The sequence below is a fragment of the Brevibacillus brevis genome (assembly GCF_900637055.1).
In the GTDB taxonomy this organism is placed as follows: domain Bacteria; phylum Bacillota; class Bacilli; order Brevibacillales; family Brevibacillaceae; genus Brevibacillus; species Brevibacillus brevis.
Genome location: NZ_LR134338.1, coordinates 5,215,540 through 5,233,066 on the forward strand (window position 1 = coordinate 5,215,540; position 17,527 = coordinate 5,233,066).

The 17,527-nt window shown below is 46.0% G+C and carries 24 protein-coding genes; 14 read left to right on the forward strand and 10 right to left on the reverse strand.

The window, feature by feature from the left end:
• Nucleotides 1-31 precede the first annotated feature (31 nt).
• The gene (locus EL268_RS25290; RefSeq protein ID WP_106654205.1) at nucleotides 32-817 is read left to right on the forward strand and encodes a class I SAM-dependent methyltransferase; all 786 of its coding nucleotides are present in this window, start codon (nucleotides 32-34) and stop codon (nucleotides 815-817) included.
• A gap of 53 nt (nucleotides 818-870) precedes the next feature.
• Here EL268_RS25290 and EL268_RS25295 read toward each other — a convergent pair whose 3' ends face one another.
• A complete protein-coding gene (locus tag EL268_RS25295; protein ID WP_088910840.1) occupies nucleotides 871-1,233 on the reverse strand; it encodes a VOC family protein in 363 nt (120 codons plus the stop codon).
• A gap of 205 nt (nucleotides 1,234-1,438) precedes the next feature.
• On the opposite strand from EL268_RS25295, the gene EL268_RS25300 reads away from it, so the two are divergent.
• The 3 genes from EL268_RS25300 to eutH all read left to right on the forward strand — a co-directional run bounded on the left by EL268_RS25300 (nucleotide 1,439) and on the right by eutH (nucleotide 4,119).
• A complete protein-coding gene (locus tag EL268_RS25300; protein WP_106654204.1) occupies nucleotides 1,439-2,038 on the forward strand; it encodes a nitroreductase family protein in 600 nt (199 codons plus the stop codon).
• A gap of 234 nt (nucleotides 2,039-2,272) precedes the next feature.
• Nucleotides 2,273-2,473, forward strand: a complete 201-nt coding sequence (locus EL268_RS25305) for a cold-shock protein (protein WP_047073600.1) — start codon at nucleotides 2,273-2,275, stop codon at nucleotides 2,471-2,473.
• A gap of 374 nt (nucleotides 2,474-2,847) precedes the next feature.
• The gene (gene eutH, locus EL268_RS25310; protein ID WP_106654203.1) at nucleotides 2,848-4,119 is read left to right on the forward strand and encodes an ethanolamine utilization protein EutH; all 1,272 of its coding nucleotides are present in this window, start codon (nucleotides 2,848-2,850) and stop codon (nucleotides 4,117-4,119) included.
• A 154-nt stretch (nucleotides 4,120-4,273) separates the two neighbouring features.
• Here eutH and EL268_RS25320 read toward each other — a convergent pair whose 3' ends face one another.
• Nucleotides 4,274-4,600, reverse strand: a complete 327-nt coding sequence (locus tag EL268_RS25320; RefSeq protein WP_106654202.1) for a YnfA family protein — start codon at nucleotides 4,598-4,600, stop codon at nucleotides 4,274-4,276.
• A 125-nt stretch (nucleotides 4,601-4,725) separates the two neighbouring features.
• Complete coding sequence (locus EL268_RS25325) at nucleotides 4,726-5,211, reverse strand: SRPBCC family protein (protein ID WP_106654201.1); 486 nt, start codon at nucleotides 5,209-5,211, stop codon at nucleotides 4,726-4,728.
• Between the two features lie 243 nt (nucleotides 5,212-5,454).
• On the opposite strand from EL268_RS25325, the gene EL268_RS25330 reads away from it, so the two are divergent.
• A complete protein-coding gene (locus EL268_RS25330; protein WP_106654200.1) occupies nucleotides 5,455-6,336 on the forward strand; it encodes a YitT family protein in 882 nt (293 codons plus the stop codon).
• Between the two features lie 74 nt (nucleotides 6,337-6,410).
• Here the strand turns inward: EL268_RS25330 and EL268_RS25335 are convergent, their stop codons facing one another.
• From EL268_RS25335 to EL268_RS25345, 3 genes are all read right to left on the reverse strand, one after another.
• Entirely contained in the window at nucleotides 6,411-7,037 is a 627-nt protein-coding gene (locus tag EL268_RS25335; protein ID WP_106654199.1) for a hypothetical protein, read from the reverse strand.
• A gap of 20 nt (nucleotides 7,038-7,057) precedes the next feature.
• Nucleotides 7,058-7,405 carry a hypothetical protein gene (locus EL268_RS25340; RefSeq protein ID WP_106654198.1) on the reverse strand — a complete coding sequence of 116 codons (348 nt, stop codon included), beginning with the start codon at nucleotides 7,403-7,405 and terminating at the stop codon, nucleotides 7,058-7,060.
• A 167-nt stretch (nucleotides 7,406-7,572) separates the two neighbouring features.
• A complete protein-coding gene (locus tag EL268_RS25345; RefSeq protein WP_106654197.1) occupies nucleotides 7,573-8,076 on the reverse strand; it encodes a hypothetical protein in 504 nt (167 codons plus the stop codon).
• A 424-nt stretch (nucleotides 8,077-8,500) separates the two neighbouring features.
• On the opposite strand from EL268_RS25345, the gene EL268_RS25350 reads away from it, so the two are divergent.
• The gene (locus EL268_RS25350) at nucleotides 8,501-8,995 is read left to right on the forward strand and encodes a GNAT family N-acetyltransferase (protein ID WP_106654196.1); all 495 of its coding nucleotides are present in this window, start codon (nucleotides 8,501-8,503) and stop codon (nucleotides 8,993-8,995) included.
• Nucleotides 8,996-9,048: 53 nt separating this feature from the next.
• On the opposite strand, the gene EL268_RS25355 is transcribed toward EL268_RS25350, so the two are convergent.
• Nucleotides 9,049-10,788: a sensor histidine kinase gene (locus tag EL268_RS25355; protein WP_106654195.1), complete on the reverse strand. Its 1,740-nt coding sequence runs from the start codon at nucleotides 10,786-10,788 to the stop codon at nucleotides 9,049-9,051.
• On the reverse strand, nucleotides 10,785-11,501 hold the full coding sequence (locus tag EL268_RS25360; protein ID WP_106654194.1) for a response regulator transcription factor: 717 nt from the start codon (nucleotides 11,499-11,501) through the stop codon (nucleotides 10,785-10,787). Before EL268_RS25360 ends, EL268_RS25355 begins: the two co-directional genes overlap by 4 nt.
• 108 nt (nucleotides 11,502-11,609) lie before the next feature.
• Between EL268_RS25360 and EL268_RS25365 the strand changes: the two genes are divergently transcribed.
• Genes EL268_RS25365 through EL268_RS25380 form a run of 4 tightly spaced genes read left to right on the forward strand, consistent with a single transcriptional unit; the run spans nucleotide 11,610 to nucleotide 13,646 of the window.
• Nucleotides 11,610-12,323: an ABC transporter permease gene (locus EL268_RS25365; RefSeq protein WP_106654193.1), complete on the forward strand. Its 714-nt coding sequence runs from the start codon at nucleotides 11,610-11,612 to the stop codon at nucleotides 12,321-12,323.
• A complete protein-coding gene (locus EL268_RS25370; RefSeq protein WP_106654192.1) occupies nucleotides 12,323-13,243 on the forward strand; it encodes an ABC transporter ATP-binding protein in 921 nt (306 codons plus the stop codon). The genes EL268_RS25365 and EL268_RS25370 overlap by 1 nt, the downstream gene beginning before the upstream one ends.
• Complete coding sequence (locus EL268_RS25375; protein ID WP_106654191.1) at nucleotides 13,233-13,430, forward strand: hypothetical protein; 198 nt, start codon at nucleotides 13,233-13,235, stop codon at nucleotides 13,428-13,430. The genes EL268_RS25370 and EL268_RS25375 overlap by 11 nt, the downstream gene beginning before the upstream one ends.
• A 30-nt stretch (nucleotides 13,431-13,460) precedes the next feature.
• On the forward strand, nucleotides 13,461-13,646 hold the full coding sequence (locus EL268_RS25380) for a hypothetical protein (RefSeq protein WP_106654190.1): 186 nt from the start codon (nucleotides 13,461-13,463) through the stop codon (nucleotides 13,644-13,646).
• 71 nt (nucleotides 13,647-13,717) lie between these two features.
• On the opposite strand, the gene EL268_RS25385 is transcribed toward EL268_RS25380, so the two are convergent.
• Nucleotides 13,718-14,422 carry an HAD family hydrolase gene (locus EL268_RS25385; protein WP_106654189.1) on the reverse strand — a complete coding sequence of 235 codons (705 nt, stop codon included), beginning with the start codon at nucleotides 14,420-14,422 and terminating at the stop codon, nucleotides 13,718-13,720.
• A 97-nt stretch (nucleotides 14,423-14,519) separates the two neighbouring features.
• Here EL268_RS25385 and EL268_RS25390 point away from each other — a divergent pair, with 97 nt between their 5' ends.
• Nucleotides 14,520-14,900, forward strand: a complete 381-nt coding sequence (locus EL268_RS25390) for a hypothetical protein (RefSeq protein ID WP_106654188.1) — start codon at nucleotides 14,520-14,522, stop codon at nucleotides 14,898-14,900.
• A gap of 5 nt (nucleotides 14,901-14,905) precedes the next feature.
• Here the strand turns inward: EL268_RS25390 and EL268_RS25395 are convergent, their stop codons facing one another.
• A complete protein-coding gene (locus tag EL268_RS25395; RefSeq protein WP_106654187.1) occupies nucleotides 14,906-15,316 on the reverse strand; it encodes an acyl-CoA thioesterase in 411 nt (136 codons plus the stop codon).
• A 140-nt stretch (nucleotides 15,317-15,456) separates the two neighbouring features.
• On the opposite strand from EL268_RS25395, the gene EL268_RS25400 reads away from it, so the two are divergent.
• From EL268_RS25400 to EL268_RS25410, 3 genes are all read left to right on the forward strand, one after another.
• On the forward strand, nucleotides 15,457-15,912 hold the full coding sequence (locus tag EL268_RS25400) for a DinB family protein (protein ID WP_106654186.1): 456 nt from the start codon (nucleotides 15,457-15,459) through the stop codon (nucleotides 15,910-15,912).
• Nucleotides 15,909-16,427, forward strand: a complete 519-nt coding sequence (locus tag EL268_RS25405) for a GNAT family N-acetyltransferase (protein WP_106654185.1) — start codon at nucleotides 15,909-15,911, stop codon at nucleotides 16,425-16,427. The genes EL268_RS25400 and EL268_RS25405 overlap by 4 nt, the downstream gene beginning before the upstream one ends.
• A gap of 145 nt (nucleotides 16,428-16,572) precedes the next feature.
• Nucleotides 16,573-17,511: a DMT family transporter gene (locus EL268_RS25410; protein WP_106654184.1), complete on the forward strand. Its 939-nt coding sequence runs from the start codon at nucleotides 16,573-16,575 to the stop codon at nucleotides 17,509-17,511.
• Nucleotides 17,512-17,527: the final 16 nt, after the last annotated feature.

Here is a 17,527-nt window from a genome sequence, read left to right on the forward strand (position 1 = left end):
TGCATTTTCGTTAGATAAGAGGTGACCGATCATGCTTCATCCACCGAATCCGAACACCCATCCCGAATGGATCGCCCCCCACTCTTTAGCCTGGTACACACAGCTGGGCCAAATGACTGGTGAATACGTATACCCGTGGCGCTCTACCATTACCGAACCGAATGGCGAGTCACTCTTTATGGAAGAAATTGGTCGTATGGTTCCGAATCAATCTGTTCTCGACATCGGCTGCGGGCACGGCGCATTCACAATGCACTGGAGCCGTTCTGCCAAAGAAATCGTTGGCTTGGATGTGACAGAAAACTTTGTGCAAAAGGTCCGTGCACAAATACCCGAAAACGTCTCCTTCGTTGTCAGCAATACGAAATATACCCTCCCCTTCCATGACGATACGTTCGATTGCGCCTACAATCGCAAGGGACCTACCTCCGCCTATCCAGATATAACACGCGTCGTCAAAAGAGGAGGCTCCTTCATCGGATTACATCCGGGCGATCAGTTGTCCGCCGAATTATTCGAATGGTTTCCTCATTTATTTGGTCCACGTCCAGCTGACACTCCGATCCTGAAATATTTGCAGGAGAGACTCAGACAAGCTGCTTTCCAGCGAGTCGATATTCAGACGGTGATCGCTACCGAGTATTTTCAGACTCCACTCGATGTCATTCGCATGCGTTGCTTCGGGCAAAGTCCCTCTATTCTCACGTCCGCCATCGAACAACACATGGAGAGTGTGATGCCGATTTTCGACCACTATGCCACTTCTGACGGTCTGCCAACTACGCATATGTATTACCTCGTTCGCGCGATTGTTTGATTCGCCATGTAAAAAAACCTCCAGCCGTATTTGGCCAGAGGTCGTCCTTACACTTATCCTTTTAGCAAATAGCTGTTACCGTCTTCATCCTGAAAAGTCGCATAGGTCCCCCACTGCATCTTGTTCAGTTCTCCTTGAAAAACAACACCGTTCGCGCGCATCGTTTCGTACGTCTTTTCAATTTCTGTACATTCAAAAACAATCGAGGCTTTTTGTTCCTGCCAGTTGCTCATCATGCTTTTCGGATAGAGTACCAAAGCAGTCTGGGCACCCGCTGGTCCTACCTCCAGCCAACTGCTGTTTGGTCCCATCGGGTGCTCTTGCTTGACTTCAAATCCAACCTTCTCTGTCCAGAACACTTTTGCACGTTGTTGATCTTCTACGTAAACAGCTACCGTTGCCATTTTGGTAATCATAATATCCTCCTTACTAACTCGAACCTTATCATCCCATTGTAACCGAAAAAAAGTTTACTTATCGCTATCAGCAAACCCAAATGTTGACAATGGTTATGCGAAAATTTATATTTAATTACGAAATGTAAGAAACAAAACATTGAATAAGCTTCTCCGTTTCAATGCATCATGTTAGTGTAAAAACAAGTTGCAGGAGGAATGCAGAGTGGGTAAGGATTTTATTGCAGCCGTAAAAGACAGAAGAACGTACTATGGGATCAGCAAGGAAAATGTTGCATCTGATGAGCGCATTAAAGAAATCGTACAGGAAGCAGTAAAGTACACGCCATCCGCATTCAACTCCCAAAGCGCTCGCGTTGTTGTCCTCTTGGGGGCGGAGCACGATAAGCTGTGGAACATGACCAAAGAAACGCTGCGTAAAATCGTTCCCGCTGAAAATTTCGGGGCCACGGAAGAAAAAATGAACGCCTTCGGTAGCGGCTACGGCACTGTTCTTTTCTTTGAAGACCAGAGCGTCGTCGAGAATCTCATGCAGCAATTCGAAGCGTACAAAGATAATTTCCCGATTTGGTCCGAGCAATCTTCCGGAATGCTTCAGTATGTTGTGTGGACTGCGTTGGAAACCGAGGGCTTCGGTGCTTCCTTGCAGCATTACAATCCACTTATTGATGAAGAAGTCCAACAAACATGGAAGCTCCCTAGCGAATGGAAGCTGAGAGCACAAATGCCTTTTGGCAAACCAACCGCTCAACCAGGTGAAAAACAATTCCAACCGTTAGATGAGAGAGTGAAGTTCTTTACCTAATTTTTATAAAATGGACGGCCAGAGATTTCGCATTCAGGCCGTCCTTTCGTATATTGAGCGATTGCTTTCCTCTTCCGTCTGTGATAGTATTACATTAAACAAAAGATTCTTATTTAAAGCGTTCACATATTGTAAAGGGTTTACATTTATGTTTGAACCTTTTACAATGTGTGAATTTTATTTTTTCATAAATAAAAGTTACATATTCATTTTATTTTGTTGGAGGTAACACCCATGCAAACAGGTACAGTTAAATGGTTCAACGCAGAAAAAGGTTATGGCTTCATCGCAGTTGAAGGCGGAAACGATGTATTCGTTCACTTCAGCGCAATCCAAGGCGAAGGTTTCAAAACCCTCGAAGAAGGCCAACGCGTTGAATTCAACGTGGTTGAAGGCAACCGTGGACCACAAGCTGAGAACGTAGTAAAACTGTAAATTACACATAAAGCTGCCCTTGCGAATAACAAGGGCGGCTTTTTTTCCAGCCCTTTTTCCTCACAAAATTCGTTCTTTGTTCCTAAAGAGCAGTTGACATTAGCCATGCCTCCCCATATAATCACTTTATAATGCAGAGTAAAGCAACGGCGCTTTCTAGCATAAAATATTCAGAATGTACACAAAGGAATAAACGCGACATGTATTTTCCGTTTATTTTTAGCGAGCTATGAAAGCGGTTCCAGTTGGCTGTTATTACCATTACCTGTAAACAAGTTTATACAAAGTAAGCAAAGGCGCTTAGGGTATATCTCATTTATTCATGAGATCCTAAGTGCTTTTATTGTTTACATCCGCAAAAAGGTGGGATATCCATGGAGCACATTGGAAGCGTCATTATTTACATCATCATGTTATGTGCAGTGATTGGTGCCATTGCCGCGATTCGCAACAGCGATGAGGGCCTCGGTAAGGAGTTCATGGAAGGGATTCACTCAACAGGTTACATCTTCGTTCCTGCTGCCGGTATTATGGCGTCCCTCCCGTACATCTCTTGGTTCGTAGAAAAAGCGGTATCACCCATCTTCAATAAAATTGGAGCAGATCCTGCGATTGCGGCAACTGCGATTCTCGCATCTGACATGGGTGGCTATCAGTTGGCAAACCTCCTGAAAACCACCACGGAAGGATGGGTTATGGCCATGATCGTCGGTCTGATGGCCGGTGCTACGATCGTGTTCTCCATCCCAATGGGACTTGCTATGTTGGACAAGCGCGACCATAAATACATGGCGCTTGGCGTAATGTCCGGTATTTTGACAGTTCCGATTGGTGCTTTTATCTCCAGCGCCATTCTTGTTTTGACAAATGCAGAGGTTCGCAATGAAATCTCGACAAACGCTGAATCGACTTATGCTTTTGCCATTGGCTTCGGACAGGTACTTCTCAACCTCTCACCGATTTTGTTCTTTGTATTAGCAATTGCTGCTGGTCTGCGCTTCCTGCCAGACCTGATGATTCGTGCCTTTATGATCTTCGGAAAAACGATGGACGCTGGTATCAAGCTCGTACTCGTATTCTCGATCGTTCAACACTTTACTGGCATCTTTACAAAGATTTTCGGAGCTTGGGGCTTCGATCCGATCATCGCCGATCCAACCGACCAATACCGTGCGTTGGAGACCGCTGGTTACATCGGTATCATGCTCGCAGGTGCGTTCCCAATGGTATACATGCTGCGTAAATATGCAGCGAAGCCACTCGAAGTATTGGGTAATAAACTGGGCATGAGCCCTTCTGGTAGTGCAGGTTTGCTCGCAACTAGCGCGAACATCCTGGCTATGTTCCGTCTTATTCGTTCCATGCCGCCAAAAGACAAGGTTATCAACATTTCCTTCGGGGTTTGTGCAGCTTTCTTGCTGGGTGACCACTTGTCCTTCTCGGCTAACTTCCAACCAAACATTATCTTGCCGGTCATGATCGGTAAATTGGGTGCAGGTATTATCGGGATTGCTTTTGCTTACTGGCTCTCCGTTCCGAAAGCACTTGAACTGGAAAAACAAGATCGTGCTGCGGGAATTATCGGTCCAGATGAGTACTTGGATCATCACAGCGCGCAAGCTGAAGCTGCAGCAACAAAACACTAAAAGCAAAAGAGCGGTCCTTCGTGGGCCGCTCTTTTTTCCTTTACACAACCTTCTAGCTCATCTCCCAAATTTCCATTTTTTTATTTCTTCGATCGCTGAATCCTTTTCGCAGTACAATTCCTCGAAGCTTTTCATTTCAGCCTCCACTCCAAAGTTATTGGCGCGGCGCCCATAAGATGACGCTCACTCCGATCAGGCAGATGATAGCACCTGCCCAGTCATACAAATCGGGTGTCTTTTTATCCACCAGCCATCCCCAAAAAACAGCAAGAACGATAAAAACCCCTCCATAGGCGGCATATACCCGCCCGAAGGAAGGGAAGCTTTGAAGCGTAGGAATGATTCCGTACAACACCAGGATCAGCGCCCCGACGATACCGTACCAGTATGGCTTGGACTCCTTTAGCCAAAGCCATACCAAATATCCCCCGCCGATTTCCGCCAATCCCGCCAAAATAAACAATAGTATCGATGCTGTCATCCATGGTTCCTCTTTTCCGATCAAAACGAGTAAGTGCAAAGATCACGTCTATTATCTGATTGTCTCTCATAGTCTGTATATGTAATCATCACATTGGCTCGCCATGATGGACAAATCCCCAAAATCTACCCTTGATGAGCAGCTTGTGGAGAGCAGCACAAATCTCCTTTGCCGGATTCAAGTGAAGATTTCAGGCTCCCCAATACATGAGACCAAGCCATTTCGTGCCAGCCCCGAGCCTTTTCCCACTCCTCTCCCTCTTTCCAACCGAAATGCTCGACCAATACTTGCGTTTTCCCCTCTGCTTCTGACAAGGTAACAAGCACGTAAGTCAAGGCATCCTCGTGATTCATGGTATCTGCGAATTCGTCCGGTCCCTTCCATGTAAAGCCCAGGCGCTCCTTCGGTTCAAAATGGGTAATGATGCACCCTTTCGTCCCCATCTGGTCGCGATTGGCTGGATTGAAGTACAATTCATACGCTCCGCCCAAAAACGGCTCAATCGTTGCATCAGGCGCAAACCACTGAACAAGCCGTTCCTTTCGTGTCCATGCCCACCAAACCAGCTCTATAGATGATGATACTTCTATCTCCGCTTTCAAGAAACCCATGAAACTTCCCCCCCAACTATTTTCCTAACAGTTTGAAAATAGCAATTTCTGTATAACCAGTCAATACAGAACACTCGCTGTCCTCAACATTCACGCCCGAACGAGATTTCAAGAGTATTAATGAGTCTGAACAAGTCTGAATGGAATATTTTTTGCTAAAAAGTGTAATTGTGCAGTAATCACATAAGAATGAATGCTATAATAACTAAGTAAGTAAAAAATTTCACAATGGGGAGAGGAACGATGGAACAACCACTTGCAAAATCGACTCATCAGAAATTACCCATTGGAAAATTGCTCAAGAGGGTCTTCGGTATCCTGATTGGTGCTTCCCTGTTCTCGGTAGCACTCGAGATTTTTCTCGTACCGAACAATATTATCGACGGTGGAATCGTAGGTATCTCGATTATTACCTCGCATCTGTCTGGAATCCCTCTTGGCGTTTTCCTGTTTGTGCTTAACTTGCCCTTCTTGATCATAGGGTACAAGCAAATCGGAAAAACGTTTGCACTCTCGACCCTCTTTGGGGTTACGATCATGTCAATTGGAACGACACTCCTTCACCCTGTCCCAGGGCTAACGGATGATCCCCTGCTTGCAGCTGTATTTGGGGGTATCCTGCTCGGGATTGGCGTTGGACTTGTTCTTCGCTATGGAGGCTCTCTGGACGGTACAGAGATCGTTGCTGTACTGCTTAACAAGAAATCCCCGTTCTCCGTTGGTGAGATCGTAATGTTCATGAACTTATTCATTTTGAGCAGTGCCGGATTTGTATTCGGTTGGGATCGCGCGATGTACTCGCTGATCGCCTACTACATTGCCTTCAAAATGATCGATCTGACCATCGAAGGCTTCCAGGAGTCTAAAGCGGTATGGATCATTAGCGACAATCACAAGGATTTGGGAGATGCGATTGTTGCTCGTCTGGGCCGTGGCGTTACCTATTTGAATGGGGAAGGCGGCTATACTGGAGACGACAAGAAAGTGATTTTCTGCATCATTACTCGATTGGAAGAAGCCAAGCTGAAGCTGATCGTGGAAGAAGTTGACGAGAATGCCTTCTTGGCCGTCGGCAATATTCACGATGTGCGCGGCGGGCAGTTTAAGAAGAAAGCGATTCATTAAAAGGGAAAAAGTGTACCCTGTAGAGTGGACTTTGAAAAAGTCTTTCTATAGGGTATTTTTGTGTAGACGCATTTTTACTTTATTCTTACCGCCGTTCCCTCTTGTACATTAATTTCATATTTCTCAGTTGCCAAAGGAAGGCCCTCAGTTGTGGTTAGGAGGTATATGTTTGAATCAGCAGTTGGTTCTAGCTTAATAAAGTAATTTACACTACTCCAAGTAATTCCTACCACTTCTTTTGTAGGTAGCTCTAACGGAATTCTTACTTCCTCGAGGGTATTGATATTTTTTAAATATAAACGAGCTGTACTATTTTTCTGAAACAAATTAATAAGTTCAATACAGTATTCAAATCGATGATCTGATGTTTGCTGTATCGAATCAGTCTGTACCTTATCTGTTAACCACCCACTCGTATCTACATTTTTATAAAACTGAGGTGTCATGAAAAGCATTGCGATCATTAAAAGTGAGACACCAATGGCTTCCCACCATTTTGTTGGGCTCCACTTTTTATACAGTAGATAAAAAGACAAGCCACCTAAAATTATGGTTGGTATACCTAGATATACAAGTAGTACTGTTGATATCAGGTCTAGATCACGTTGAAAGCTTGCAGTCGAACCGAGTACAAACCAGATAAGACCTGATAGGTTAACGAATACAGTAATGATCCAAGTTATATTAAGCCACCATTGCATTGGGCATTCCCCTCTACTCACTAATTAGGCTCGTTGGGATCATTTCCTTCTAAACAATTCCGTTCATATCTACTAGCTATTTCTTGCATGATTATTTTTTTAAACTTAGGTAATAACTCGTGCATTTTCTGATTATTGTACCATTCAACATCCTTCCAGAAATCATTATATCCCTGTAACTGCTCTGCAATTCTTAATAATCTTTCTCTTGATAGTTGACTAAGCTTATATCGTTCCTGAAAGATATCTTCTAATACCTCAAAACATATAAATGGACTACCATTTACACTAATCCCTTTACATAGTTCTTTTAATACGGATATTTCCTCCAGGTCATCTTTAGAAAAGAAATGATCAAGTAGCTTCACTTTACATCGCCATCCTATTCTGTGACATTTTTGTTGAGTGATTAGTCGTTCATCTCGCAGTTTTTACATTCTCGAGGCTGTTATTGAGATAAGAATAACAATTCAAGCAAAAAAAGAAACCCCAGACGAGTTGTTGATTAACTGGTTTGGGGCTTTGCGGTTCTAGATTAAGTTACATGAGAAGAAAGTTTATCAATCAAACTAGTTAGTTCTTTAATGGTTTTACTATTTAATATTTGAGGATTTAAGACTTCAATAAAGCACTTCAACTTTCTAGCCTTACTCAAAACTTCATGAATCACCTGTTGTTTTGATACTAGCACTTCACTCCAAGCAGAATTATTAAATTCTTTACTTGGTTCAGCAATAAACAGTTCGAGAATACTACCACCTTCAAAACTCTCTACTAAGCTTACTCTGAGCTCGTCATTAGTTGCCTTAAACTCAAGCCAATCACATGAACTTTCAGGAATTTTATATGCCAAGTAATCCTTTTTCTGAAGCTTGAGGGCAATAGTTAATAAATCAGTAAACCATCTTACTAAACGCTCTTCACCAAAAGGATGGTCTTCAAAATAGTAACCATACTTATGCCCGTGGAAATCCAACTCAATTATGCCCTCAATATCTCTATACTCTCTATCAAAATCGTTAGCTGTAATTACCTTCAATTCATCAAAATTATCAAATAATTTAAAGTTAATTGTAAATATACGAACTCCTCCTAATCAAAAAATCTGAGAGCTTATATTGGTGTAAACGATATGCCGAATCCAAGTTTCCATTCTTCATAAATATCTTAATCTCTTCTCCAAAAACGCTCACAGGATGCAGTCCATCCTTTCCCCCCTATTTATTAATTGAGTATACGCAATTTTAGACGCTTCAATAATTTTATCATCACTCCATTGTCTTCAGGTATCGCAGCCTCACCATACTTTAAATAGCGATCAATATACATCCGTTTAGTCAACCGTCTCGGGCGAAATGGACGATTGTGTGAGCTTCTGTAAAGAAGTGTCTACCATAGGTTTCCACAACCTAAAAAATAGAGTACGATACTCGTATCTCTCATGGAAAAAGGAGGTTTTCTCAGTGAATCAAGCATTCTCGATAGAACGGGTTCCTTTTGAACAGAAACACGCTCTCAAGCAACTGTTGGAGCTGTATACGTACGACTTCACTGAGTTTGAGCCTTTCGAAGTAGATGATGACGGCTTGTTTGGCTATGACTACTTTGACAAGTATTGGATCGAGCCAGAACGCCATCCCTTTTTCATCAAGGTAAATGGTAAGCTGGCCGGGTTTGTCCTCGTCCGCATGCTCACAGGCACTGATTCAGATTTTCCAACACTTCACTCCATTGCTGAATTTTTTATCATGAAGCGCCACCGTCGACTGGGGATCGGAAAAGCGGTCTCCCATCAAATCTTCAAAATGTTCCCGGGTGCCTGGGAAGTCTTTCAATTGGAAAACAACGTTCCTGCCATCGGCTTTTGGCGTGCCAGCATCCGCGACTACACAGCCAATCACTATCAAGAGCGTCAAGAGGATGGCAAAGTCATACAAACGTTCATGTCGAGACCATAGCAGAAAAAAGCCAAGGGACAGCGCGAATCCCTTGGCTTTTATTAGGAAACCAACTAGCTGGTAACCGCAGGAAAGGTCATCACGACAACAGTTCCGCTACCCAGCTTGCTGTCCACCGTAATCTCACCCCCGTGAGCCAAGACGAGCTGCTTGGCTATCGCCATGCCCAGTCCCGTTCCACTGGTATTCTCTCCTGTATGCCCACCTCGGTAGTATCTTTCGAACAGATTGGCCAGTGTCGTCTCATCCATGCCCGGACCATTGTCCGCAATTTTGACCACAAACTGATCGGCTGCAATCGACTGTACCTCTACGAGCACATGTGTACCTGCCGGGGTATATTTGATCGCGTTTGTCAAAATGTTGACGATGATGCGGCGAAACCAGATTGGATCAACCTCGGCCGTTATCGATTGGACATTCGCCGAAAATTCGATGTCATGCAAAGACGAGCTCGGATCGTTCACCATATCCACCACAATCCTGCGTATGGTTTCTACGATCGCGACAGGTTGTTTGACCATCGGCAAAGCTTGGTTCTTGAGTCGATAGGTCAAATTCAAATCCTCAATCAGCCCGTTCATGTAGTCTGACTTTTCCCGTATCGTTTTCCCAAATTCGCTGACTTCTTTTCTGTCCCACTCATACTGTTCGGACTCCAAAAAGGTAGCATAACCGTAAATCGAGCTCAGCGGTGTCTTGAGATCATGGGAGAGCCCGGTAATCCATTCCTCTCGCGTCTGCTCGATCTCTTGCTGAAGCTTTTCATTGGAACGCAAAGTTTCACTCAAATGCCGGAGCGCGTCAAACACATCCTTGAACACACGAAATGACTTCTTTTCTTTCCCTCGCCAATTCCTTCCGATTGGTTTCCCTTTTTTCCCGATGGGCTCTTCATAGCGGCCTTGGGCCAGTCTTTCCAGCCAATTCACCATGTGCAAGAGCGGCTTGCCTACCCGCCACGCATACCTGCTGCCTGCGAATAGAACAGCCAGGATCAAAAGAATACCAATGTGAAGGAACGTTTCCTTGACCAAGGCATCCTCAGACGTTTCTTGGACACCAGACTGATAGGTTGGATTCGGAGTGCCCACTATGTACGTCATGTCACTCTTCGTGTCATATCGGCTCGTGGTGCGGACAGGAACATTTTTTGCTGTCTCGCCGTTCTGAAGAGCTTCCGTCATGTCTAACTGGGCAGAAGCGTTCGGGCGATTCCATTGAAGGATGAGCTTCCCCGTACGATCGTATACCACGTACCATGCCTCTTCTTGGGAAAAGCTTTTGTTCAACTCGTCCCATGTCTCCTTGCTCGTTCCCGTTTTTGCTGCGATCAGGCGCTGCATCATCTCTTTTTCTGGAGCCGGTGTTCCATAGAGGATGATCATGTTTTCGTCAAATTGATTTATAACCCAGTGCGTGATGTGATAGGGAGAAGCATCACGATCTTCTACATAACTAATCCACTCTCCTGGCCCAAATTGACTGGGAACGTCAGCAGGTGTCCGATAGTTGTACAGGATTTTTCCGTGCTTGTCGATAATCTGCAACCAGCCTTGATGTCTCGCCACGCTCTTCTCGATTTCCGGATCGACGTGAATGCGCTCCCCCTCGTAATCCACCTTCAATGTCAAATCAGACGCTTCCAGCCTGGACAAATCGGTGGACAACTGCTCGTTCATTATGCGCCAGCCTAACCCCAGCATCGCGATAATCAGAAATAGCAGCAAGACGAGGAGAAACCCGAACAGTTGCCGGACATATTGAAAGATCAGCTTGTTCCGCAAATTCATGACTGTCTTGCCGGACTAACCAGCTTGTAGCCCAGCCCTCTCACCGTGACCAGGAGCTTTGGCTGTCCCGGATTTTCTTCTATGCGCTGACGCAGCTTGTGAATGTGCACCATGACTGTATTTTCATCAAACATCCCGTACTCGTCTTTCCATACGTGATCGTAAATTTGTTCTTTCGTAAATACCCGGTTCCGATTCTGGCAGAAAAACACGAGCAATGAAAATACTTGCGCCGGGCAGTCCACTCGCTCTCCATTCACGAACAGCTCGGCTGCCTCCACATTTACTTGAAAACGTCCAAAATCAAAGCGCTTTTCTTCCTGGGCTGGAGCAGATCCCCCCAAGGTTCTGCGCAGATGAGCCTTCATCCTGGCAACGACCTCTAGTGGATGAAACGGCTTCGTAATGTAATCATCCGCTCCATAAGCAAATCCGCTTAATTTATCAAAATCCGTGCCCTTTGCTGTCAGAAAAAAGATCGGTGCCTTCGTTCGCTGGCGTACTGCTCCGCACAGCTCAAATCCATTTTTATCAGGCAGCATGACATCCAGAATCAACAAGTCGTATGTCTTCTCCTCCACGAGACGAATCGCCTCTGCTGCTGTCGTACATGTATCGATCTGGACAAAGCCTTCCTTTTTCAGCACTGTTTGGAGCATCTGCAAAATCGCTTCTTCATCATCTACCAGCAAGATTCTTGCTTCTTTCTCCATGTCCGTTCCCTCCCTTGCTGTCATTCATTCTACCATGAGAAACGACGCCGATAAAAAAGATAAGGAAATGGTAAGGTAGTGTTTTAGTAGGGGAAAGGTCTGGCCTTTATGATGAAGGAGAAAGGAGCGGATTCACCTATGTGGGCTATTTGCCAACACGAATTTTTTCGGTTGTTTAAAAGTATCAAATCGTTAATTACCGTTGCCTTTATCGTCGGCATCTCGTATTTGGTTTCTGACCTCGTCAATCAGGCAGCAAGCTTTCTCCCGCAAAAGGAGCTGGCGCAGGGACATGCGCTTGGTATCTTTGCACTCATCATGCTGTTCGGGCCCTTGTTTGTATTCAGCCTGTCTCATGATGTCATAAATCGTGAGCTAGCGGGCAGGACGATTCGCTTTCTCGTCACCCGAACTTCACGCAATCGGATCATTTTGGGGAAATTTCTCGGAGTCGCGTTCTTCTGGCTAACCTGCATGATTATTACGTTTGGCGTAGTTTTCGCCACCGTACAAACGTTTGACGCCAAGACCTTTTACCTCTGCGTATCGCTGCTTATCTATTGCATCTCGCTGGCACTGCTGCTCTCGCTCGTCATACCTCGCCCCAGCTACACGATGTTTTTGGGAATTGTGATCGCACTGATCATGCCAGGTCTTGGACTGTGGAGCACCTTCTCCAGCCACCCGGCAGCACCATGGATTAAATATTTGACACCCTTTTCATTTATGGAAAAAAGCGGCGTCTGGACCGGCTTCATTTGGCTCTATGCTGCAGCATTCCTGATCGCTTCTATGTACTTATTCCGACGGAGGGATTGTTAATGGCAATGATCGAGACCATACAGTTGAACAAGCGCTTTGGCAATCGCACGGTCGTGAATGACGTCAGTCTTACTGTGCACAGCGGGGAGATTTTCGGATTCCTCGGTCGAAACGGCGCAGGAAAATCGACCTTTATCAATATGCTCACAGGCATTCTGATTCCGACAGCGGGCACCATTCGCATGTTTGGGGAGGATGCCAATAAGGAAGGATGGAAAAAGCGAATTGGCGTACTGCCGGATTACTCCACCTTCTACGACCATTTGTCTCCTGCGGAGCATCTGCACTATTTCGCTCGGGTAAAAGGCGTCACACTAACAAAAGAAGAATGCATGCGTATCCTGACAGCCGTTGAGCTCGAGGAGCATGCATCCCGCAAAGCCAAAACCTTTTCCTTCGGGATGAAAAAGAAGCTGGGCATTGCCCAAGCATTAGTCGGAGACCCAGAGCTCATCTTCCTCGATGAGCCTACTTCTGGCGTGGACGTCGAATCAGCCTTGCATATTCAAAATTTACTGCGCAAGCTCCATCAACAAGGAAAAACGATCTTCATGACCTCGCACAATTTGAATGAAGTCGAGAAAATCTGTACCCGCATCGCCATCATGAAAAGCGGGAAAATCAGTTCACTCGGCACTCTCAATGAGCTGCAAGCTGCCCATCTGGCATGGCGATCTGTGCATGTGCGTCACTCGGCTTTTGCTGCGGAGGATTCTGGAAACCTACGCACCTTTATTGAGTCCCTCGGGCGCAATACGATTTGGGAAGACGGGCGTCTCTCGATTCAGGTCGATGACGATCAAAAAGTGGCAACCCTCGTTCGTGCTCTTGTTCAGGCACGTGTGGATATTTATGGCGTGAACGTTGAAGTACCTTCGCTTGAACGAATTTTTATGGGGGAAGAGTCTCATGATGCTTAATCTCGTTTTTGCCGTGCTTCTATCCGGGATGCTGCTTTTCAACATCGCTATAGGTAAAAGTGTGACCAACGGAAGTATGTCGATCACAATTGGCCTGATTGTCCTCAATCTCATCTTTTTCATCACAAAATACAGGAAGAGTCAGCATGAAAAAATGAAAGATCAGGTTAGTAGATACCAACGATAATCAGGCTCATGTAAATGGGGGAAGATTCGCATGGCTAGTAGGTATCTGGAGTTTGCCGTTATCCTGACAGGGATTTTGCTGTATAAAATCTTTTGGGGAGATCTTACACCGGGAGCTGTCGGAATTTTAATTGGGTTGATTATCGTTACGCTCATCCTTTTCATGAGAAAGCAGTACGCAAAACGCGAGGAACAAAAGAAGCAAGAAAACACCTAGAAAAAAAGCAGCTCGATCGCCACCGAAAACAGCCAGCAAGTATGCGGCTATGGGGCAATGGGCTGCTTTTTCTACAAGATTGCGAGAAGCTGATCCAGTCGTTCAATGACAGCGAGTGGCTGATGCTCGGAAGTAGGCTTTTTCCCTCGTGGATTGATCCAAACAGCTGAAAAGCCTGCGTCCATCGCCCCTGCTACATCTGCCTCCCACGTATCTCCAACGAACAGCACCTGCTTGCTATCAACACCGAGTTTTTCGCGAACATGTTCATAAATGCGCAGATCAGGCTTATGATGTCCGATGATTTCGGAGAGAAACACTCGCTCCTGCGGAAAATACGCAGACAATCCCAACCGCTCCAGCTTGATAAAAGCCATATCGACAGGACCATTGGTGACAATCCCGAGTGTATGCTCTTCTGCCAATCTCGCAATGGTGGACTGAACAGTGGCATCTGGCTGGACTGCATCCATACATGCGGCCTGATAGGCGCGTTGAAAATCGTCGACCTGCTCCACTTCAATCTGTCGGTTGCAATCAGCCATGGCTCGCTGAAAACGCAACCTTCTGTATTGCGTAAAATCGTAGCGTTTGGCAATCACATCGACCCACAAATCATCTCCGTGGCGCCGCAGAGCCTCAAGGAATTTCTCTTGGTCTAGTTCTGCTGTAAGTGCATGGGTCGCAATCGTCTGCTGCATCCCTTTCTCCCAGCAAGCTGAAAAATCGAAGAGAGTGTCGTCGAGATCAAATAGGATTGTGGTAAATTTGGACATGGCTTAGTTGCTTCCCCTTCCTTTTTCTTGCTGTTTCATTGTGCATATGACTCTGTCTTTTGTTATGATCATTGTAACGGAAAAAGGAGGTGGAAACATGTCTAACGAAAAACTGGATATTTTGATAGAAGGTGTGAATGAGTTGCGTCTGGTTGTTCATGCTCTTATGGATCGGCAGGACGAATTGGATGCCAAGATGGACGCTTTGACTATGGAAGTTCACCAGTTAAAAGCCGACGTTGCCGAACTGAAGCAGGATGTTGCCGTGCTCAAACAGGATGTCGCCGAACTGAAGCAGGATGTTGCCGTACTCAAGCAGGATGTTGCCGTACTCAAGCAGGATGTCGCCATGTTGAAGCAAGATGTTGCTGAGTTAAAGGAAGGTCAAGATCGCCATGAGCGTATCTTGGAGACATTGGCGCTGCGTGCTCTTGAATGGAATAATTTCCGCCTCGACTTCATTCGCAAATCATCCTGAAGCCTTTAGCTTTTAGGCAATTCCACAAGCAATGCCTCTTTCAACTCAGCTGGCAAAGAAATAGATTGGCGTGTGTTCGCATCGATCATGACCATTGTCACATCGGCGTCCGCCACTAATACATCTGCAGTGTTGTACAGCTCCTGGCGGATGACGAAGCTTTTTTCACCCACCTTGACCACCGTAGTAATCGCTGTTACCTCTTCACGCATCTTCAACTCTTTGCGGTAGTTAATGTTAATATTGACCACTACCGGCATGATGGCCCGTCGCCTCAATTCATCCAGCGTAAATCCTTGCTCCCATATCCACTCAAAACGCGCCCACTCCATGTACTCTAAATACTTGGCATTGTTCACATGTCCGATTACGTCAATATCAGTAGAACGCACAGTTAGATGATAGCGATGAGCCATCGTTCTCACTCCTTGTTTTTCTTCAGTATAACGAATTCAGACAGCTGAGTGAACATTCATTCAAAATTTTCCGAATGATCATGCTGTTCTTTCCTGATCTTTTTCCTATAATAAAAAGAAACACCAGAAAGGAAGATTGGATGTTCGAACAAGAACTATTGCCGACCTTGCAAACAGCTCGCTCCCGGTATCAGGATGCACTCGTCCATTTGGAAGAAGCCGAGCTTGGCTGGAAGCTGGCTCCGGGCTCCAATTCCATCGGATTTTTGATTCATCACATCGCGGAAGTCGAATATCGATTCTGTATGATGTTTTTCGGCAGAGCAATACCGTCCGAAATCACCCTCACGACAATTGGGCCTGTAAAGGATGAAGGAAACTTTACCGACTTGTCTGCCTTGCTTGCCTTCAAAGATGCTGCCTACCATCACTTGCTGGATTCTCTGGCTGCCCTGCCTAAAGACGCGTGGGACATCCCCTGTGAAGCACCGATCGCCACGCTGACTCCCCGTCAGGCACTTGGTCGACTGATCTATCATATGGGCTACCACGGCGGGCAGATTGGACTAATCCGAAAGTACGGAGGACCTCAATGAGTCTCATTCTGACAGGTGAGCGGCTCATTATTCGCGAATTGCTGCGCGAGGACTTGCCCGACTTACTCGCCACCTACAACAGTAATCCAGAGTACAATCAGCTTCGCAACGGCACGAGCACAGTAAGTCTTACTGAACTGGAAGCCGAATATGACGCCACCATCGGAATTCCTTTTGGGCATTGGTTCGCCATTACTCGAGAAGGTACGATCATTGGAGTCATCCATATCATCCTCTCCAGTGAAAAGGATCCAAAAAGCTGGATTAGTCTCTTGCTTCTGCATGCCGATTATCAGCAGCAGGGCTTTGGAAGAGAGGCAGTGGCAGTCATTGAAGCTTACTGCATCCAACATGGCAGTCAGCATGTTCATCACGGTGTCATTGCGCATAATGAACCCGCTCTTCTTTTCTGGGGGCGGCTTGGCTATGAGCAGTACCGTCAGGTGGAGGCACCAGTCGGTCGTCTGACACAACCGGTGCTGCTGCTAGCCAAGTGGCTACCCCCTACTAATTAAGGAGGTGAGAAATACATGAACCGTCTTTTTGAAAATGATGTGCCCACCCTCCTCTCCTAGTCGGTGAGGAAGCGGTTTTCTTACTGCCTCCCGGCTACGGAATAACGCTCGAATGATTGATTCATGATTCCGGGAGGGACTTGTTATGTCACAATCACAATGGAAGCAAATGTTTTTAGGTGCTGTCTGCCTGACTCTCGCCGCAGCGATCTGGGGCGGTGTTTATGTCGTCAGCAAGGTCGTGTTGGAAGTGATTCCACCGTTTACGCTATTGATTTTGCGCTTTTGCATTGCTCTCGTCGTGTTGGGAGCATTTACCGTTGCTCGTAAGGAGCGTGTCGCGAAAAAAGATTATCCTCTGCTGATGGCCATCGCCTTCGTCGGGGTCACAATCTCAATCGCTGCGCAATTTCTTGGTACCAAGCTGTCTACTGCCCACATGGGTGCATTGATTACCTCCGCATCTCCTGCCTTTATTGCCATTTTTGCGGTCTGGCTATTAAAGGAGCGCATCCATCTGAAGCAGGCAGCGGGTATTTTGTTAGCGACGATTGGTGTCATCATCGTCATCGGTGTTCCAGATCAAGCTGACGCCCAGTCTTCCCTGGCAGGCAACCTGATTTTGTTCGTAGCAGCGATTAGCTGGGGATTGTATACCGTTCTCAGCAAAAAAGCAACGCAGCGCTATTCGTCTCTGCTCGTCACTACCTACGTAGCATTGTTTGGCATTATCTTTACGAGTCCGCTCATGTTCTGGGAGCTGTCTGTCACGCCTGTCTCCTGGCAATTTGGTTGGGACATCTGGGCAGGCGTCCTCTATATCGGGATGATTTCTACCGCAGGTGCTTTTTATTTGTGGAATAAAGGCTTCGAGCTGATGCCCGCAGGGAGTGGGGCCGGGTTCTTTTTTGTTCAGCCCATAGTCGGTGCATTTTTAGGCTGGCTGTTGCTACATGAGCATTTGAGTGTCGGCTTTTTCGCAGGCGGTGCATTTATTTTCCTCGGTGTCGCCTTGTCCACTCTGCGTACACGTGAATCGACGGAGGAACATCCTCTACCCCATTACAACGAGAAGCAAGGCTAAAAATTATGTATGCTTA

Excerpts from the sequence above, each read along its gene's own strand:
- EL268_RS25290 (WP_106654205.1), top strand. The coding sequence starts at position 32 with ATGCTTCATCCACCGAATCCGAACACCCATCCCGAATGGATCGCCCCC.
- EL268_RS25295 (WP_088910840.1), bottom strand. The coding sequence starts at position 1,233 with ATGATTACCAAAATGGCAACGGTAGCTGTTTACGTAGAAGATCAACAA.
- EL268_RS25305 (WP_047073600.1), top strand. The coding sequence starts at position 2,273 with ATGCAAACAGGTACAGTTAAATGGTTCAACGCAGAAAAAGGTTATGGC.
- eutH (WP_106654203.1), top strand. The coding sequence starts at position 2,848 with ATGGAGCACATTGGAAGCGTCATTATTTACATCATCATGTTATGTGCA.
- EL268_RS25320 (WP_106654202.1), bottom strand. The coding sequence starts at position 4,600 with ATGACAGCATCGATACTATTGTTTATTTTGGCGGGATTGGCGGAAATC.
- EL268_RS25325 (WP_106654201.1), bottom strand. The coding sequence starts at position 5,211 with ATGGGTTTCTTGAAAGCGGAGATAGAAGTATCATCATCTATAGAGCTG.
- EL268_RS25330 (WP_106654200.1), top strand. The coding sequence starts at position 5,455 with ATGGAACAACCACTTGCAAAATCGACTCATCAGAAATTACCCATTGGA.
- EL268_RS25335 (WP_106654199.1), bottom strand. The coding sequence starts at position 7,037 with ATGCAATGGTGGCTTAATATAACTTGGATCATTACTGTATTCGTTAAC.
- EL268_RS25355 (WP_106654195.1), bottom strand. The coding sequence starts at position 10,788 with ATGAATTTGCGGAACAAGCTGATCTTTCAATATGTCCGGCAACTGTTC.
- EL268_RS25360 (WP_106654194.1), bottom strand. The coding sequence starts at position 11,501 with ATGGAGAAAGAAGCAAGAATCTTGCTGGTAGATGATGAAGAAGCGATT.
- EL268_RS25365 (WP_106654193.1), top strand. The coding sequence starts at position 11,610 with ATGATGAAGGAGAAAGGAGCGGATTCACCTATGTGGGCTATTTGCCAA.
- EL268_RS25370 (WP_106654192.1), top strand. The coding sequence starts at position 12,323 with ATGGCAATGATCGAGACCATACAGTTGAACAAGCGCTTTGGCAATCGC.
- EL268_RS25375 (WP_106654191.1), top strand. The coding sequence starts at position 13,233 with ATGATGCTTAATCTCGTTTTTGCCGTGCTTCTATCCGGGATGCTGCTT.
- EL268_RS25380 (WP_106654190.1), top strand. The coding sequence starts at position 13,461 with ATGGCTAGTAGGTATCTGGAGTTTGCCGTTATCCTGACAGGGATTTTG.
- EL268_RS25385 (WP_106654189.1), bottom strand. The coding sequence starts at position 14,422 with ATGTCCAAATTTACCACAATCCTATTTGATCTCGACGACACTCTCTTC.
- EL268_RS25390 (WP_106654188.1), top strand. The coding sequence starts at position 14,520 with ATGTCTAACGAAAAACTGGATATTTTGATAGAAGGTGTGAATGAGTTG.
- EL268_RS25395 (WP_106654187.1), bottom strand. The coding sequence starts at position 15,316 with ATGGCTCATCGCTATCATCTAACTGTGCGTTCTACTGATATTGACGTA.
- EL268_RS25400 (WP_106654186.1), top strand. The coding sequence starts at position 15,457 with ATGTTCGAACAAGAACTATTGCCGACCTTGCAAACAGCTCGCTCCCGG.
- EL268_RS25405 (WP_106654185.1), top strand. The coding sequence starts at position 15,909 with ATGAGTCTCATTCTGACAGGTGAGCGGCTCATTATTCGCGAATTGCTG.
- EL268_RS25410 (WP_106654184.1), top strand. The coding sequence starts at position 16,573 with ATGTCACAATCACAATGGAAGCAAATGTTTTTAGGTGCTGTCTGCCTG.